The following is a 15,913-nucleotide window of genomic DNA, read 5'->3' on the forward strand; positions in this document are numbered from 1 at the left end:
AGAACACATGAAAGTCTGGGTAACCTGCCTCCGGCAGCTTACCGAGAAAAATTAGAAAACTCTAATTCAGCACTGTCTCATTAATGGGGAAGTGGACAAATTCACTGGCGCATATCAAAACTACCAACAATAACTAAATTAACCGGTCTTAAGACAGACATTTATGGAAGCCTCCAATCAATGTGAAAGTAATATAGAGAATTTTTTCATATTTCCTTGTAACTTACGCGTATCTATTGAAATTACTCTTTCGGACTACATAGATAATATTCACGTGGAACAAAGCAATTCGTAGATAAAAAGTTATTGAGAATCTGTTTGTCGTTTATACAATTAAACCACTTTACGGATTTAAGATTTCCACAGGTCTGAGTCAACTCACAAAACACATTCCTAGCATTGTCGTCATTTGATGCAATGATTTCATTGGATGACAATGCTGCATCTACAAGATGGGCATCTTTCAGTGCTATTTTTGCTTTTCTCTCGTTGTTTATATTCGTATTGATCAAGTGGGTAGTTACAGTATGAGGAGTTATTCGCTTAACTCTTTTCCGTGCTGTCATTGAGGCAAGCCATCTCGTTGCAAACATAGAACGATGCTTTTTCCACTCGGCAGTGAGAGTAGGACACATCGTTACAGAATGGTCGTTATCCATGACGGATTCTAATAGACCTCTGCAGCTCTTAGAAATTGGATGCTCGGAAGTGCCTGATGCTCTTGCTATGTCAGCATCGATCACTATATCAAAATTAGCTTTTTTCATGAGCAAGCGCCTCAACTTCATCCAAATACATTTGCTCAACCATGAGACTCGTATCGTCGAAATCTTCTGGCCATTCCCCAAATGCTCCGAACTCATCTAGTTTTGCATTAGCAACATTGGTTTCGCCAGATTTGCTGTCTTGTGTAAACCAATTTAGTGAGACTTTTTCTTTCTCGAGTTCCCGTTTAACGACAGCGATTTGAATACCCCTTATAAGTATTGAACTGTGAGTCTCAATAATTACCTTGACTCCTCTATTAACAGCTGTGTTTATTATGTTCGCTAGCTTAAATTGGGCCTTTGGGTGAAGATGTAGTTCAGGTTGTTCAATATAAACACACTGATTTTTCTTTGCTGCTAGAAGAGCAACGAGTACTGGTAGGGTTTGAGAAACTCCAAAACCGACATCCGCGATATTGACACAATCAGCCTTTTCACTATTTTCACTTCGGGATATTTGTATCTCGACACTGGTGTCATTCACTTTGCTTGTTTTGATATTACTAGCTAAGCCTAATATTTTTAAATGCTTTATGAGCTCATCATATTTTGCTTTAAATTTGTTTTGCTTCGACCAGTTACTTATAATTGCAGCAACATATTTCTCAAATGAACCAGGATAAACATCTTCACTAGCTGCAATTTTATAAGATCTTTCTGGATTGCCTCTAAGCCCTGGAACATGAATTAACCTCGTAACTAATCTCTCAATTTGTGTCGCTGGTTCCAATCCAGCTTTCACAGGTATGAAATTTGCCTCATCGAAGGAAAGCTCTGCTTCTATAAAACACTTGTTGCGATATGCCTTCCACTTAGGTCTAATGTCCTTCTCTTCGTAAAATTTATTTATAAATTCAAAGTCTTCTGAAGGCAAACGGCTTGCTATATCTTCATGCCTCATCCCTACCTTTAACGTGATGTCTATACCTTTATCTTGGTCTGAGAGTCTAGTTGACTCTATCTGTAATCCGTATCCTCTTTTGTATTTATAACTTAATGATGAGCATCTCGTCCCATTTTTCATTTCAATACTAAAGGATTTCCTTTTGTAACCGGGTACTTTTGATATCAACTGTGTTGAATCGGTCAGCTTAGCATTCTCACCGAGGAGTTGGAGGAAACCTGAATCGTAATGATTTTCAATCGTTTGCTTTAGGACTAAGAACGGCTGCATAAAACTTGATTTACCAGAACTATTTGCGCCTGAAAGTATAGTTAGTCCGTTGATTTCAAGTTGTTTTTTTGAGGCTATAGATTTGTAGCCCTCAATTGATAATTCCATTTAGGCACTCTTAAAAAAATGTAGTTCGTACTATTTTCGCGGGTATCAACCAATAGTACAGCTAGATATCGAAAAATCAAAGTATGTGAGGCGCTTTAAATATGGGTCCCCCCGTTTCAGTTAATACTCCAAACGTGTTTTACTCTGATATATCTGTTAATTGTTTGCGTAAAGGGGTGAATAATACATTTATTGCAGCTTTCGAGTAAGCTGTTTATTCTAATTGAGCCTCTTATAGTTAGAGGTAAGACTATTTATGAAACTCTTAGAAGTGTAAACCTCCCCTAATTAGTTACACCCATAATTAGAGGTTTCGGCCAGTTCATGCTTGGTTAAATATTCCCATGGTGTCAGATCATTCAGTGCATCATGGGGGCGCTCTTCGTTGTATTCAGTCATCCAGCTATCCGTCAGTTCACGCACTTCATTGAGTGTTCTGAAGACGTACATATTGAGTATTTCGTCGCGGTAAGTCCGGTTAAAACGCTCGATATACGAGTTCTGGGTCGGCTTGCCCGGTTTAATAAATTCCAGCATGATGCCATGCTCTTCTGCCCAGCTGGCCAGTGTGATTGAGATGAACTCTGGCCCATTATCCATGCGTAGCTTGGCAGGATAACCCCGCCACGCGACAACGCGTTCCAGCACATGTACAACACGCTGCGACGGCAGGTTTAAATCAATCTCAATGGCCAACGCTTCACGGTTGAAGTCATCCACCAGGTTAAACGTTCTGAAGCGCCTGCCGCATTGCAGGCTGTCACACATAAAGTCCATCGACCAGCAATGGTTGGCCTGGGCTGGCACTTCCAGTGGCTCAGGGTTTCTTGTTGGCAAGCGCTTCTTGCCACGTCGTCGTTTGTTGAGCTTTAACTCACAGTAAATGCGATACACACGCTTGTATGTTCCAACCGTGCCCCCAACGTTTCAGGATTTTAAGTAGCTTGCTGAAGCCGTAAGCGGGATAGCGTTCAACGGCTTCCTGGAGCTTGGCGATGACCTTGTTATCGCGCGCTTTATCCGGCTGATATCAATAGACCGAGTCACTGATGCCAACTACGCGACACGCCATCCGCAAACTGGCGCCATGCTGCTCTCTCGCATAATTCACTAGTTCACGTCTGATCGCTGGCTTTACAGCTTTTTTTCAACGATATCTTTGAGTATCCGGTGTTCCAGGCTGAGATCGGCAAACATCGACTTCAGCCGCCTGTTCTCGTCCTCAAGCTCTTTAAGGCGCTTGATATCCGACGCCTCCATACCACCGTATTTGGCTTTCCAGTTGTAGTAGGTGGCATCAGAAATGCCGTATTCACGGCAGACTTCTTTAACCAGTCGGCCTGCTTCCACTTCCTTCAGGATCTTAACGATCTCTGTTTCTGTGTATCGGGACTTTTTCATCAGGAGTTCTCCTTCTTGGCTCAGTGTACGCCGAAGAACTCTAAAAGGGTATGCCACTAGTTTAGGGGAGGTTTACAATGCTAGCTGCGGTATGGCGACGAAAGCCCCAAAAGCAGGTACTTATACATTCAGATCAGGGAAGTCAATTTACAGGCTATGAATGGAGCGACTTCCTAACGGAGCATAATCTAAAAGCCAGCATGAGCCGTCGAGGGAACTGCCATGATAATGCGGTAGCAGAGAGTTTCTTCCAGCTACTTAAGAGAGAACGAATTAAGAGAAAAATTTATATAACACGTGAACATGCAAGAGCCGACATATTCAATTAAATCGAAATGTTTCATAACTCTAGACGCAAGCATGGTGAAGCAAATAATATGCCTCCACTGGTTTATGAAAAGCTAGAAGAATTAAAAAGAAAATCAGTCTAATAAAGTCTGGTCGATTCAGAAAAAAGGCATTTAGCATTTGAAACCAACCAAAAAATCCGGTAGTTTAATTTATGTACTTAATCAAAGGGAATTGAGATGTTACCCAGCTACGGATAGTTTTTAAATATCTTCCATCTGCCTGCAGCTAAGTATTCAAAGCCTCTTTTAAAGTACGCAGTATACTTTACTAAATTTTAAAGGAGCAAAATACATGTATAAATTGCTAAAAAGAAAATTGATACTTGCTGCCGCTCTAATTCTAATGCCTGGAATTGCTAGCGCAGGAATGACCTTATGGTGTAAGGAAGTTTATAAATGCCAGGTTATTGAAACCGGTAATGGACTCTCCATGGTTTGCGGTAATTGGCTTGAGTGTCAAGTAATCAATTTACCATAATTATAAAAAATAAGTAGAGCGTATGTAAAACTTTAACGCTCTACATTTTTTTAAGGGAAATTTATGAAACGATTTATAATTCTTTTACTCGCGTCTTTTTTTGCACCTGTTTGTACCAGTGCTACTTTGAAAACACACCTAACCGTGAATGATTTTAACGCTCTCGGTTTTGACTTTAAGGTTCCCCGACTCATTGTTGTTGATACGAGCACTCCCTGTATTGTCTACGACGGAGTGGGCTCTATAATTGAAAAAAAAGTTAATACCAACGTCGATTTCACCCAAGATAAATGCTTGAGCCACAAAAGCCCAGGGCTGGATAATATCGCCAAGTTAAAAGATTTTCTCAACCTAGAAGGTGAAAGAGATACAAAATACGAACTGTATTATATCAGTCTGGATAGCAACGCTATGCCCTGCCCGCCATGTAGAGCCATAGATGAGAAAATCACTAGTACCAAATTAAGCCAAGAAACGGCTGTATTTCAGTTTATAATAACAGGGTAAAAATTGTGATTTTTTATCACTTTTTACAAAACATCTATCGTAAAAATGCGCTTCAATTCAGGGTGATTATCTTCCTAATTGCCACTAATATTTGTGCCTTATTTATCAGTCATGTCATAGATTCAAACAATAAAGGGCTATTTAGTAACAAAGAAAGCTTTAACAGTATTATATTTAATGGAAGTTCAATTGAAAAAAGCAAGCTTCTGTCTTTAATATCTACTCTAGAAAGAGAACAAGGAAGCATCACTTTAGCGAAAAAAAGCCTTATTAGCTTTACCATAAACCGCCTGCACGTACTCAATGCCTTGTACTTCTCTAATGAGATAGCCTTCAAAGAAAATATCACTAGTTGTAAAACATCCAACTGCATTTATTTTAGAAAAGATATCCACCAGAAATTAGCCAAAGAAGTTATTAAAAACGAAGTCATTTCCATTGCCGAAAAAAAATATTACTACAATGGTTCATTTGGTAGTGACAATGACAAAAGTCTCCCCGAAGCAATAATTATCAGTGATTATTCTGCAATAGTTGAAGAGTCAGAAGTCGAATCCCTATCAATTATTATTAAAGCAAAGCGTGATCTATCTGCTAATCAGGATAGAATAATAGGGAAGATAGGAGCATTCATACCGACAGAAGACTTTTTGGTAACTGAAGGCATATATTATTCTTCGTTGGAATATAAATTCGATAAAAAAGTCAATGTCTTTGACAAAAGTATTCAACGTTTTTTTTACGGTTTACTGGTTTTAGAGAGCTTGATTTTCTCTTACATCGTTTATACGTCCTTTAGAAGAGACATAGGCATAATCAGTAAACTAGGTTGGACAAGCAAAACTCTGGCGCAGTTTATCGCAACTGCATCGCTTTTTACGGCTTCAAAGCTATTTAAATATAGCATTATAGTAGGGCTTTTGTTCTATCTTGGCTTAACCTTTTTCAGTTATAGATTTTCAATCAACCTTTCTGGTATAAGTGTTTACCCTTACCTTTATAAGCAATTCTTTTTCACTATTCCTTTTATTATTATTGTTATTACAACCGTTTTTCTATTTAGCGCCGTTTTCTTTACATCATCAATGACTCGATACCGTGTGACGGCCAAAATTATCAATGAGTTTAAATTTGGCATCTACGTCACTTTGTCTGTGAGTATCGTAACCCTATTGCTCTTAAGTACATATAGCACTTTGCGTGATTTTGATTTTCTCAAAGATAGGCTTTTTAACGAGAATATTGAAAATATTGCCATTATCGACCTAAACAACAATAGCTTCAATTTTGAAAGCACTGGTAATATCGTTCTTTCTAAGAGCGTCGCACCTATTACTACCGTTCTTGATAGATTGGTGGAAAAGAATGCTATTGAGGATTATTCCATGTCCTCCATGTTTCCCTACCTTACAAGAGACATCCTTTCGCCTTTTGTTTTAGATGGAAAGAAAATAGACGTAAGAATGAACGCCATATATGGCGATTATTTCAAAATACTCACCAATAGTGACAACTATGACAAAGTGGTAAAAAACAGTGACGTACGCTTCGATGTTAACGCTTCACCCCAATTACAGAGGCTTATAAACCAGTCGGCAACTCAAAAGCTCTACATGGAGTACATTACGCTCGATGAAGACAAAGGTACCACAAACCGGCAAAAATACCTGATGCACATTAATGCGATTGAAGCTGAGTTTCCCTATGCGGGCCTATTGGATGACACTGACTTGGTGGCTTACCAGAAGCTTAAGTCCATTTCCCAGTTGGAGTTTATTGCAATCAATACCACCGCCAACAATTTAAGCCTAGTGGTGGAACAGATTAAATCCGTTTTACCACCCGAACTAAAAATAGCCAACATCATCAATTATACTGACTACAAAAATAGAGAAATTATTAACCAGCTATTCTATTTATTCTTCCTTTTCTTGCTGTCTGGGTTTCTTATTTTTCTTGCCGTATTTGGTTGCTATGCGGCGGCAGAATCGACATTAAACTTTTATAAATCGAATATAAATACACTACTAAGCATTGGTGCCTCTGAGGGCCAAACACTGTGGTATTTAGTGGGGCGGATAGCCTCTGCAACCTTTGCCTGTTTGGGCGCATCGATATTCATTGTATACCGATTAAATTTATGGCCATCACTTAGAAGCTATTGCTTTGCTTTTCTCGCCGTCGTCTCTGTCATTCTCATTTTGATTCTATTTATGTTCTTACGTAAAATAAGGGTATTTTTAAACCATGGATGTAGTAATAGCGCCGCGCTATAAACTAAAAACACGTATATTACTCGCTGTTTTTGGTTTGGTAGCCTTAGCTTTCTTTTTCTTAAAGACGGACCGCATAGACGTACCCAAGAGCAAAATTTTAGCGCTGCAAACAAAGCCATCGAATAGTGTGGTGGTTGCCTCAGCGGTGCTTGAATCTGCGTCATACAGAAGTGTGGCGGCCTCCTCGTCTGGTATTGTTAAAGCCGTGGCGGTTAACAGCGGCTCTGCCATCGACGCAGGGCAAATTGCAGTGGAAATCGTCAACAATGCTTTAATCGATGAATATGACACCGCCCTATACGAATATGAAACAGAGCAAGTCAATTCAGAGATCCGAAAGTCAGAGTTACGTGAAGTTATCATCGATTTAGAAGGAAAAATAGGTATCGCGCAACTTGAGCTTGAAGAGGCACAGCTTAATCATCGGGCGTATATCGAACTCATCGATACCGGCTCCTACTCAAAACTAACCTTTACGAAATCTGAGTTTTTGGTCAAACGGTTAACAGCACAATTGGCGTCATTAAGTAACCTTAAAAAGTTGAAGTCTGGAATTTACGAGAGCCAAATAGACAATTTTGATAAGAAGCTTTCTCTAAGAAAACGAGCCCTTGATATATTAAAAAGAAAAGTAGAAGAACTAAAAATTGTATCTCCATTAACCGGCATTGTTTCAGAAGTAAATGTCAATATAGGGGACAGCGTAACCAGTGGCCAGTTTTTATTCGACATTAGCGACCCGCAAAATTTAAGCTTTTCTATCAGCATTCCAGAGTATTATTTTAACGCCATAGATGTAGGGAACCGAGTTAGCTTTTATAACCCACAAACGGAAAAGTCGATTAATCTTAGTGTTTCATCGGTGAACAAAATAAGCGTAAACGGCCATTTTGTCGCTCGCGCGCAACTGGCATCGTCGAGTAACGCAGACTCGCTCATAGGCAGTGAATGGACCGCTAAAATCCGCTCAAATAAACTGATCAATGCATTAGAAGTGCCCCGGCTATCTTGGTATGAAGGTGGAGACTTTATTAAACTCTATGTACTGGCTGACGACGACACTAGCACCGCACAATTAACAGAGTTTCAGGTTGTTGAAGCAAAGCAAGCTGCCTTAGTTTTAGCAACGAATACCACTGATCCAATAACCATTGTGCTTATCTCTCCGGCACAAGTGGACAATAAAAGTTACCTAAACTTGAATGTAGGAGGATAAATGATAGCGTTTTCTGACATTACCTTAGATTATCTTTCTGACACTGTAAAGACGACTCCCCTCAACGGGCTAAACCTAACTATTTCAGACGGTGATTTCATTGCCATTACCGGCCCTTCAGGAAGTGGTAAGTCATCTTTTGTTAACGTGGCCGCCGGGCTATTAAAACCCACCTCCGGCTCGGTAACTTATAATGGCACCGATTTATATGGCCTTTCACGGAAAAGTTTGGCGCTTACCCGACTGTCTAATGTAGGTATTGTCTTTCAAGATTTTAGACTCATCGATCATTTGACTGTGATGGACAATATCGTGCTGCCAGCAAAGCTTTTAGATGGTAAAGTCAGTGATGAGAAAGTCGAACGTGCAAAAACGTTGACAGAACAGTTAGGCATTAATCACCGGCTCCATCATTTCCCCAGCCAGTTATCAGGCGGCCAGCAACAACGGGTTTCTATTGCCCGAGCGTTAATTAATAACCCAACACTGGTTATTGCCGATGAACCAACCGGTAATCTGGATCACAAAAACACCCTTGCCATAGGGGAGATTCTACAAACTCTTAACACCCAAGGCACCACCATACTGCTCGTTACCCATGATGCCGAAATCGTCAGCTTGGCCACAAATAAATTCACGATTTTCGATGGGAAGTTGGAAAGGCGGTGAGGGGGATTTAGAGACGTACCTCGAACCTATAACTTGAATCGACCAGACTTCTCTAGACACTTAATTGCTTTATAATTATGTGTACTAAGGAGAAAAGATGTCTCAGCGATTTACAGAAGAATTTAAAATATAAGCCGTCAAACAAGTTACTGACCAAGGTTATTCGATAGCTAGCGTTTCTGAGAGGCTGGGAGTTACTAGCAGTTCGCTGTATAACTGGATAAAAGCCTACGGCCCAGACAGTGAAGAACATAGGCAGTCTCAAGAACAATCCGACCGAATTAAGCAGCTAGAAAAAGAGCTTAAACGCGTAACAATGGAGTGCGACATTCTAAAGGAAGCTACTGGCCTTTTTTAGTTCTCAGTCGAAATCGCACATGTAGCGATGATTGTTGAACTATAATCCAGCACGCAAAATACTAAGGCACTGCTCAGCCTTATTCAAAGTAATCCGTAAATTGCAAATGTTCGATTTTCCGAAAATGAGTTAGGTGACTGTCTGCTTCACGTCTTAGCTGCCTGTCAGGTAGAAAACCTATTCATCGAAACTGTCAGATCAGATATGAGCTACTACACATGACATGACTCTAACTATATGAACAGTTTTTTTGCTTGGATTGACTTTCTCCTAGGTGTACCTGCTAGAAAAGCAGTGGGGCCCATTACGCTAAGACCACTTAATAGCTATGCGGTTACGCTCCCTCGGGAAAAAACTCCACTACACATAATTTATTAAGATGGTCACTATAAACCGGTATGTGTTGCATCTTAATCTATTTTTCTCGCAAAAATTGAAAACGCTTTAATTAGTACTTCACGCTCCTCAGAGACTTTCTGGAGCTTTTCTTCTAATTTTCTTCTAATGAACTGTTCTTTGGAAGGTGCATTTTTACGATTTTCGACACTGATCCAATAGTATATCGTGCTCTTTGAAATCCCGAATTGCCGTGCAATTTCTGATACTCGATATTCATTAGCTTTTACCTTTTCTAGAACTTTACTTCTTACCTCGACGGAATAAGACCTAGCCATAATCTATCCAACACAAAACTTAGGATTACTAAGTATACATGATAGACTTAAACTTAGAGAATCTAAGTACCGTATATTATGTCTATGATTAGCTATTGGATTTTACAAACCCACTCCCCGCTCGTCTCAAGCAAGCTCGGACACGAGCAAAAGTCTCACAAAAAGCTTTGGGAATTAGTATTGGCTTGGACCCAAGCTCTGCGAGTGGACGAATGAACCATTATGAAAAAGGCAGACATACACCGGACCTTCAAACTCTTTCTAGAATTGCGGCGGAACTGAAAGTCCCATTAAACTATTTTTTTTGTGAAAACGAAAAGATGGCTAGGCTAGTCGAAATGTTTGATCGATTGCCAGAACACGAAAAGAATGACTTCCTAAGAATACTTGAAAAGAAACTGCCTTAAACTTCTAAGGACTTCTGGCTTTAGTGAAATAATTTATAACTCAGAAGTTCTCTCTTTCTCTTCACGGACTGCTTAGCAATGACGTTGACCTGTAATCTGGATTTTTCTGCCCAAGACATATATCAAATATTTCTGTTAACAGATTACTATTGTAGTAATTTTTCTCGAAATACCAATGGCCACTTTCTCAGCGTTGATGCGCGTCTGACTAAAGTCGATTCGCTCAATCCCGTAGAATGGCTCCTCAAGAAAGCTTCAGCGGTATCAGGGTCTAAGTCTAACGCCGATCTAACTTCAGAATATTTTAGCCATGCCCAGCCGCACTGCGAAGTTTCAAACCTATCGCAAAGCAAGCCGAATATATCCTGTTCGCTTTCCAACTCAGACAGTCTCCAACCGCTTGGTGTCAGTTGACCCTTCGAACTTAATCCAAGTAGATCTGATGCTGTCTTGTAATAGCCTATTTGCCTATGTGAAATCTCTTCGGTCTCCGAAGTAAAAGGAAGACACCTCGCTTTCTTTTGAATATAAGTAATAACGCGCTCTATTTCATTCGCCTGAGGTATTTTGTCGCTTGAGATTTTTTGCTGATTAAATTCGCTTAGAGAATGCATTGTTCTCTCAATCAACTTATAATCCAGAGTGTTAACTAATGCCCCTGAGTTCGTTCTAATTTCAAATTGAAGATTGTATTCTGCTAGATTTAGAAGAAGCTGCTCTAATATGGATAAATCGACATTTAGTTCATTTAGTTTTGTTAATGACCCTTGTGCACTTTTGATCGCACTAAATACTTTTTCGACACCTATATAAACTTCATTATTATGTGAGGATCTAAACTGCATTTTATAAGATCCAGTATTAGCAACCCCTGGATAAGCAGCAACATCCTCAGATATATTTTGTACAGATTCTAAAATATTGTTATGTAGGGTTTTCCATGCCCCTAAAATAAACTCGATCGGTTCCCATTCAATAAGCTTTTTGCTTCTTGGTCTTTTAAGTCTAATTTCGTGAGAATGGGAATTTAGTGTAAAGGTTTCTGGATCGCGTTGCTCAATATCAAACTCGCCATTTCCTAGAGCCTTTACTCCAAATCCTACTGGAGGTAGGGCTTCAATATCTATATTTGTTAAATTGACTTTTTCAATTGATGCAACAGAGTTCTCGCAATATCCAGTTTTTACTTGATATAGATGCTTATGAGTAAAAACGTCTCGAAGTTGGATATCTCCGCGTTCCAATCTCTCGATTTCGTCACTGTTGACTGGAGCGTAATACCATGAGTCATGAGTATGATCTTCATCAAACCAGAAAGCGACACAGTCCCCAAGCTTTTTTGTTCTAACTAAAAAAGTTCTTGGAATATCATAGCGGTGATATACCTTAAGAAGCTTACTAGTACCCAGCTCATTTAACTTTGGTAAAATAAACATACTTAGCTACCAATCACGCTAAAAAATTGTTCGATACCGCAATTCTCTTTCACCCAAGCATCAAAATGAGAGTCGTCTCGCTCCTTAGAAATCATACCAAATTCAGAGTTTAGCTGGCCTTTAGCAATTTCCTTGCCTCTAAGATTTTTATACAAATCTCTCGCTATCCTGATAGCTTCATATTGCCTGTACATTGATGTGCCAAAAAAATTGGGTTTAGGATTAGCAGGAATTTTCCGTACAAATGGTTCTCTGTAATACCCACAAAAATCTGTTTGTGAGGGGGGATTGTTTACTACAACTCTGTACGCAACACCATTCGCTGCAACCGAATTTGAAGGGGGGACGCCCTTCGGAAAGTCTGAGGGATATGCCAATTCCTTTAAAGCCATACATCATCCTAATACTATTTTGCTAGCCTGTCATTACTGATGAGACAAGCCTCTTCACACGTGTCATTCCCAAAAAATCGCCGTTTAAGGTTAAGCGCTGCTCTGCCAGTAGAGCCAGAACCCATTAAACGGGTCGTATACCACTTCAAGTGGCATACTACTTTGATTTATTAGTATTTCCAATAGTTCAACATGCTTTTCTGTCGGATAACCACGATAAATTCTAGGAACTTACAAAATATCAGAAACGGATAAATCAGTAAGCTTTCTTTTACCTTTTTCGAAAAATAAAATGAACTCATACCTAGCTCTATAATGATATCCCATGCCAATTTTCATTTTGTCCCATACTATGGGTTTCCAAAACTTAAATCCCACTTCTTCGGCTAGAGGCTTTACATAAAATGCAGTCTCCTGATCACAGGAAAGGTAGAAATGGCTGTTTTTTTAAAACTCTATATACCTCATGAAGCAACTCTCGAAAACGCGCATTAGGAAAAATAGTAAACCACTCATTACTTGATGCCTTACTATTTTTCAATCTCGTGGTAGTACCTATTTTTCTGTGCTTTTCAAGTGACTCATATGGTGGGTCAGTGATAATTAAATCAACGGATTCATCGTCAATCTCCCTTAGCCAAGCCTCAGCATCCATGTTGAAAAGCTTAAACTGTTGAGGATTGTCGTGGTTATCTGCAATTTTGGGTAATCCATCTCCCACTCCATTTCGAAGCATCGTGTCACCCTGAATCATGTATATAAATGGCGCTGATTCATTTCTGTGTTGGTTTGCTATACTAAGTAAATCAAATTATGTTAGGAGCGCCTATGAATAATACTCAGTTTGCTAATCTTCAAGCAACACTAGAAGATCTAACTTTTGTTCAGTTGAAACGCCTCCGACAGCACATCGAAGAAATGATCTCTTCGAATCATGTAGGTAAAGCTATTGCTGTGCATGAGGAGGGCGTAGCCGAATGTGCTCATTGTGGTAGCCATGAGTTCACAAAATACGGAACAACAGCACGAGGACAGCAGAGATACAAATGCAAAGCTTGTGAACGAACTTTTAATTCACTGACTGGTACGCCATTATCTGGTATGAAAAAGCAAGATAAATGGCACCAGTATTCAGAAGGCATGTGGTTTACAGCCAAGATAAGAGAAGCAGCAAGTGAACTAGGTATTAATGTTAAAACCGCTTGGCGTTGGCGGCATCAGTTATTATCTAAACCAAGACAAAGAAAGCCTTCAGAGCTTCATGGGATCATTGAGGCCGATGAAACCTTTATCAACGAGTCGTTCAAGGGTAAACGCCAGTTGGAAAGACCTCCACGTAAGCGTGGTGTTAAGAGCCATGACATACCTAAAGTACCAGTTATGCTTGCATTAGATCGCAACGGTGCTGTCACCCACTGCGTCTTGCAAAGAAACACAAGAGAAGATCTGGAGAAATCACTAGCACCAGTATTAACGCCTGAGAGTGTATTGTGTACCGATGGCAATTTGTCTTATCAAACCATTGTTAAGAACCTTCCTTTTGAACTTGATCATAAACGCCTTATAGCTATTGATAATCAAAGAGTTATAGATGGTATCTACCACATACAAACACTAAACAATTGGATGATGCGCTTGAAACAGTGGCTAAGGCAATTTAATGGGGTGGGTACTGATTATCTTGATAATTACATTGCTTGGTTTAGGCAAATGGAGCAGTCACAAAAAGACGATAGCTGGGTCGTTTTAGCACTATAAATATTTGGAATTTTAATGAAGATACTTAAGATATTGATCATTGTTTTTATGACGTTTTTTATAGCTTCATTTGGCTACTTTAAAAAAGATGCCATTGCTTGCGAACTGATAGGGGTAACACACTTCAATGAAGTGTCACCAGATTTTTATGTTGATCAAAGTATCGACACTTCGAAGCAAGTTGAGCTGTCTCATGCTGTAGAATCAGCATTTAAAAGGGTTTCGGATATCTATGGTACTCCCACTTCCAACCCTAGAATCATTGCTACAGCCGAAACAAAATATGCCAAGTTCGGATTTAACCCCACAGGTATGCAAAACTCTGGTTTATTCAGAGAATGCATATTTTTAGGTCCCAAAGGACTGAGCACTGATGTAATAGCTCATGAACTTGTTCATGCAGAGGTCAGACATAGAACAAATTTGTTTGTTGAACTAACTCAATTACCTGCTTGGTTCATTGAAGGCACAGGGATCAAAGCAGATTACCGAAAGCCATTTTTATCAGAAAACATTAATGTGACAAATGATGACGTAGCTAAGATTAAGTCGGTGTTTTACCTTAGTGACTTCCCAAACACCAATGTAAAGTATTATCAAGCATCACTAATAGCTGTAGAGTCAATGAACCCAAAGGACATGTATAGTGGCTTAGAAAGATTGAATAATGGGGAACAGTTTGAGGACGTTTTTAACGAATTCTTTTAATTGTTGATTAATATTGAAATTTTATTCAATCAACACAAAAATGGATCACAGCCATATAAATACAGTACATCATGTGGCAGCTTAAAAAATCATGCATTATGCAAATGCTGCTTATCACTCAATATCTGTGTTAACTGCATGACGCGTAATTTTAGCCCACAGACTTATCTTTAATTGTCTCCATTAGCTATTTTTAGTAACTTTCAACTTAACCCGTTCTAAAACGTCCATTACGGATGGGTTAATTTTTGCGAATGCGGCAATCTCGGCTATGAATGCCATTTGTCGCTCAACTCGCTTGTTTAATGCGGCATTCTCTGCTTGGAGCCTTTTTACCTGTTCTGCCATCTCAACGTCTTGTTTAGTGAACTTTAAAAGTGCTTCTGTAGGTTTTCCGCGCAAGGCTTGTTTTCTGTCCTGGTAGGAGGTTTTTATGGACAAGTACGTATTTAAAGTTTGACGTGTTGTTTTTATTTCTAGGTCTGTCTCAATGCGCTGCACTAACAAATCCCATGTGAGCTTAGTTGTCCATCCCTGGATAACTCCTTCAATCCTTTGTACTTGTTTTAAACTTAAACTAGGCAATGTCATCGAATTAAGTCCAGCAACTGTTTAATTGTGTCGTCATCCTTCTCCTGCTCATCTAATAATACACGGTAAAGTGCTGCTTTTGTGTCTGGTAGTGCTAACTTGCGCACCTCTACCTGTTTGTTTTTGAGATCACTTATACGAATTTCTTTTGAATCAATAAGGAAACGAATAAGGTTTCCTGGCGAAATCTCTGGGTCGGTCATTAAATCGATTAATTGTCGTAAGATTTCCGTATTAGTAAGGTGTAACTTAAACCAGTCCTGCATTGCCTGACTATTACGAAACTGTGGACGCGACTGCACATCAATCAAGCGTTTACTCTGTACTGATAGGTCTTGTCGGAGGATAGATATAGTTTGCTGATCATGTGCAGTGTGACAAGCTTTTGAGCATCCGACACACTGAGTAAGAAGGTCATTAAGGTACTGGCAGGGTGTCACCATGAGGTTTTGAGTGCATATTCCACTCGACGACACACTAGTAGTACCATGTTCGCCCGTAGCGCTCTCGTAATCCTTTCTACTGACTAGACGAATAGCTCCCCTTGCGTATTTCGGTGAATCCGAACGGTCATTTCGGTTTTATCCGATCACTTTTTCTTCTTCTTTTTCGTCCTTGCCAGTTTTACCTTAAGTGATCGGAT

The 15,913-nt window shown here is 39.5% G+C and carries 14 protein-coding genes and 4 pseudogenes; 9 read left to right on the top strand and 9 right to left on the bottom strand.

All coding sequences use genetic code 11. The features are described 5' to 3' along the window. Nucleotides 1-242 precede the first annotated feature (242 nt). The 3 genes and pseudogenes from LHL20_RS19860 to LHL20_RS19870 form a co-directional block, all read right to left on the bottom strand. Nucleotides 243-767 (bottom strand): hypothetical protein, encoded by a 525-nt coding sequence (locus LHL20_RS19860; RefSeq protein ID WP_226434533.1) that lies wholly within the window; start codon nt 765-767, stop codon nt 243-245. Then, entirely contained in the window at nt 754-2,049 is a 1,296-nt protein-coding gene (locus LHL20_RS19865; protein ID WP_226434534.1) for an AAA family ATPase, read from the bottom strand. The genes LHL20_RS19860 and LHL20_RS19865 overlap by 14 nt, the downstream gene beginning before the upstream one ends. Before the next feature lie 288 nt (nt 2,050-2,337). Further along, nucleotides 2,338-3,450 (bottom strand): annotated as a pseudogene (locus tag LHL20_RS19870) (IS3 family transposase). A gap of 77 nt (nt 3,451-3,527) precedes the next feature. Between LHL20_RS19870 and LHL20_RS19875 the strand changes: the two are divergent. From LHL20_RS19875 to LHL20_RS19900, 6 genes and pseudogenes are all read left to right on the top strand, one after another. Beyond that, nucleotides 3,528-3,881: pseudogene (locus tag LHL20_RS19875) on the top strand (DDE-type integrase/transposase/recombinase); the annotation flags it as partial. 460 nt (nt 3,882-4,341) lie between these two features. Beyond that, nucleotides 4,342-4,785: a hypothetical protein gene (locus tag LHL20_RS19880; protein ID WP_226434535.1), complete on the top strand. Its 444-nt coding sequence runs from the start codon at nt 4,342-4,344 to the stop codon at nt 4,783-4,785. Nucleotides 4,786-4,790: 5 nt separating this feature from the next. Then, complete coding sequence (locus LHL20_RS19885; protein WP_226434536.1) at nt 4,791-7,061, top strand: hypothetical protein; 2,271 nt, start codon at nt 4,791-4,793, stop codon at nt 7,059-7,061. Further along, nucleotides 7,033-8,277 carry an HlyD family secretion protein gene (locus LHL20_RS19890; protein WP_226434537.1) on the top strand — a complete coding sequence of 415 codons (1,245 nt, stop codon included), beginning with the start codon at nt 7,033-7,035 and terminating at the stop codon, nt 8,275-8,277. Before LHL20_RS19885 ends, LHL20_RS19890 begins: the two co-directional genes overlap by 29 nt. Beyond that, nucleotides 8,278-8,946 carry an ABC transporter ATP-binding protein gene (locus LHL20_RS19895; protein ID WP_226434538.1) on the top strand — a complete coding sequence of 223 codons (669 nt, stop codon included), beginning with the start codon at nt 8,278-8,280 and terminating at the stop codon, nt 8,944-8,946. A gap of 97 nt (nt 8,947-9,043) precedes the next feature. Further along, a pseudogene (locus tag LHL20_RS19900) lies at nt 9,044-9,286 on the top strand (transposase); the annotation flags it as partial. 428 nt (nt 9,287-9,714) lie between these two features. Here LHL20_RS19900 and LHL20_RS19905 read toward each other — a convergent pair. Continuing rightward, the gene (locus LHL20_RS19905) at nt 9,715-9,978 is read right to left on the bottom strand and encodes a helix-turn-helix domain-containing protein (protein WP_226434539.1); all 264 of its coding nucleotides are present in this window, start codon (nt 9,976-9,978) and stop codon (nt 9,715-9,717) included. A 185-nt stretch (nt 9,979-10,163) separates the two neighbouring features. Between LHL20_RS19905 and LHL20_RS19910 the strand changes: the two genes are divergently transcribed. Then, nucleotides 10,164-10,385: a helix-turn-helix domain-containing protein gene (locus LHL20_RS19910; protein ID WP_413228909.1), complete on the top strand. Its 222-nt coding sequence runs from the start codon at nt 10,164-10,166 to the stop codon at nt 10,383-10,385. A gap of 146 nt (nt 10,386-10,531) precedes the next feature. Here the strand turns inward: LHL20_RS19910 and LHL20_RS19915 are convergent, their stop codons facing one another. The 3 genes and pseudogenes from LHL20_RS19915 to LHL20_RS19925 form a co-directional block, all read right to left on the bottom strand. Continuing rightward, nucleotides 10,532-11,821 carry a DUF6575 domain-containing protein gene (locus LHL20_RS19915; protein WP_226434541.1) on the bottom strand — a complete coding sequence of 430 codons (1,290 nt, stop codon included), beginning with the start codon at nt 11,819-11,821 and terminating at the stop codon, nt 10,532-10,534. Nucleotides 11,822-11,823: 2 nt separating this feature from the next. Next, on the bottom strand, nt 11,824-12,213 hold the full coding sequence (locus tag LHL20_RS19920) for a hypothetical protein (RefSeq protein ID WP_226434542.1): 390 nt from the start codon (nt 12,211-12,213) through the stop codon (nt 11,824-11,826). 14 nt (nt 12,214-12,227) lie between these two features. Further along, nucleotides 12,228-12,868, bottom strand: a pseudogene (locus LHL20_RS19925) (DNA-methyltransferase). A 173-nt stretch (nt 12,869-13,041) separates the two neighbouring features. Here LHL20_RS19925 and LHL20_RS19930 point away from each other — a divergent pair. Beyond that, complete coding sequence (locus LHL20_RS19930) at nt 13,042-13,971, top strand: IS1595 family transposase (RefSeq protein ID WP_226434543.1); 930 nt, start codon at nt 13,042-13,044, stop codon at nt 13,969-13,971. 15 nt (nt 13,972-13,986) lie between these two features. Then, nucleotides 13,987-14,679 carry a hypothetical protein gene (locus LHL20_RS19935; RefSeq protein WP_226434544.1) on the top strand — a complete coding sequence of 231 codons (693 nt, stop codon included), beginning with the start codon at nt 13,987-13,989 and terminating at the stop codon, nt 14,677-14,679. 183 nt (nt 14,680-14,862) lie between these two features. On the opposite strand, the gene LHL20_RS19940 is transcribed toward LHL20_RS19935, so the two are convergent. Together LHL20_RS19940 and LHL20_RS19945 are read right to left on the bottom strand one after the other, a co-directional pair. Further along, on the bottom strand, nt 14,863-15,270 hold the full coding sequence (locus LHL20_RS19940) for a hypothetical protein (RefSeq protein WP_226434545.1): 408 nt from the start codon (nt 15,268-15,270) through the stop codon (nt 14,863-14,865). Then, on the bottom strand, nt 15,267-15,581 hold the full coding sequence (locus tag LHL20_RS19945) for a hypothetical protein (protein WP_226434546.1): 315 nt from the start codon (nt 15,579-15,581) through the stop codon (nt 15,267-15,269). The genes LHL20_RS19940 and LHL20_RS19945 overlap by 4 nt, the downstream gene beginning before the upstream one ends. Between the last annotated feature and the right edge of the window lie 332 nt (nt 15,582-15,913).

This window comes from Alteromonas sp. McT4-15, assembly GCF_020515205.1.
In the GTDB taxonomy this organism is placed as follows: domain Bacteria; phylum Pseudomonadota; class Gammaproteobacteria; order Enterobacterales; family Alteromonadaceae; genus Alteromonas.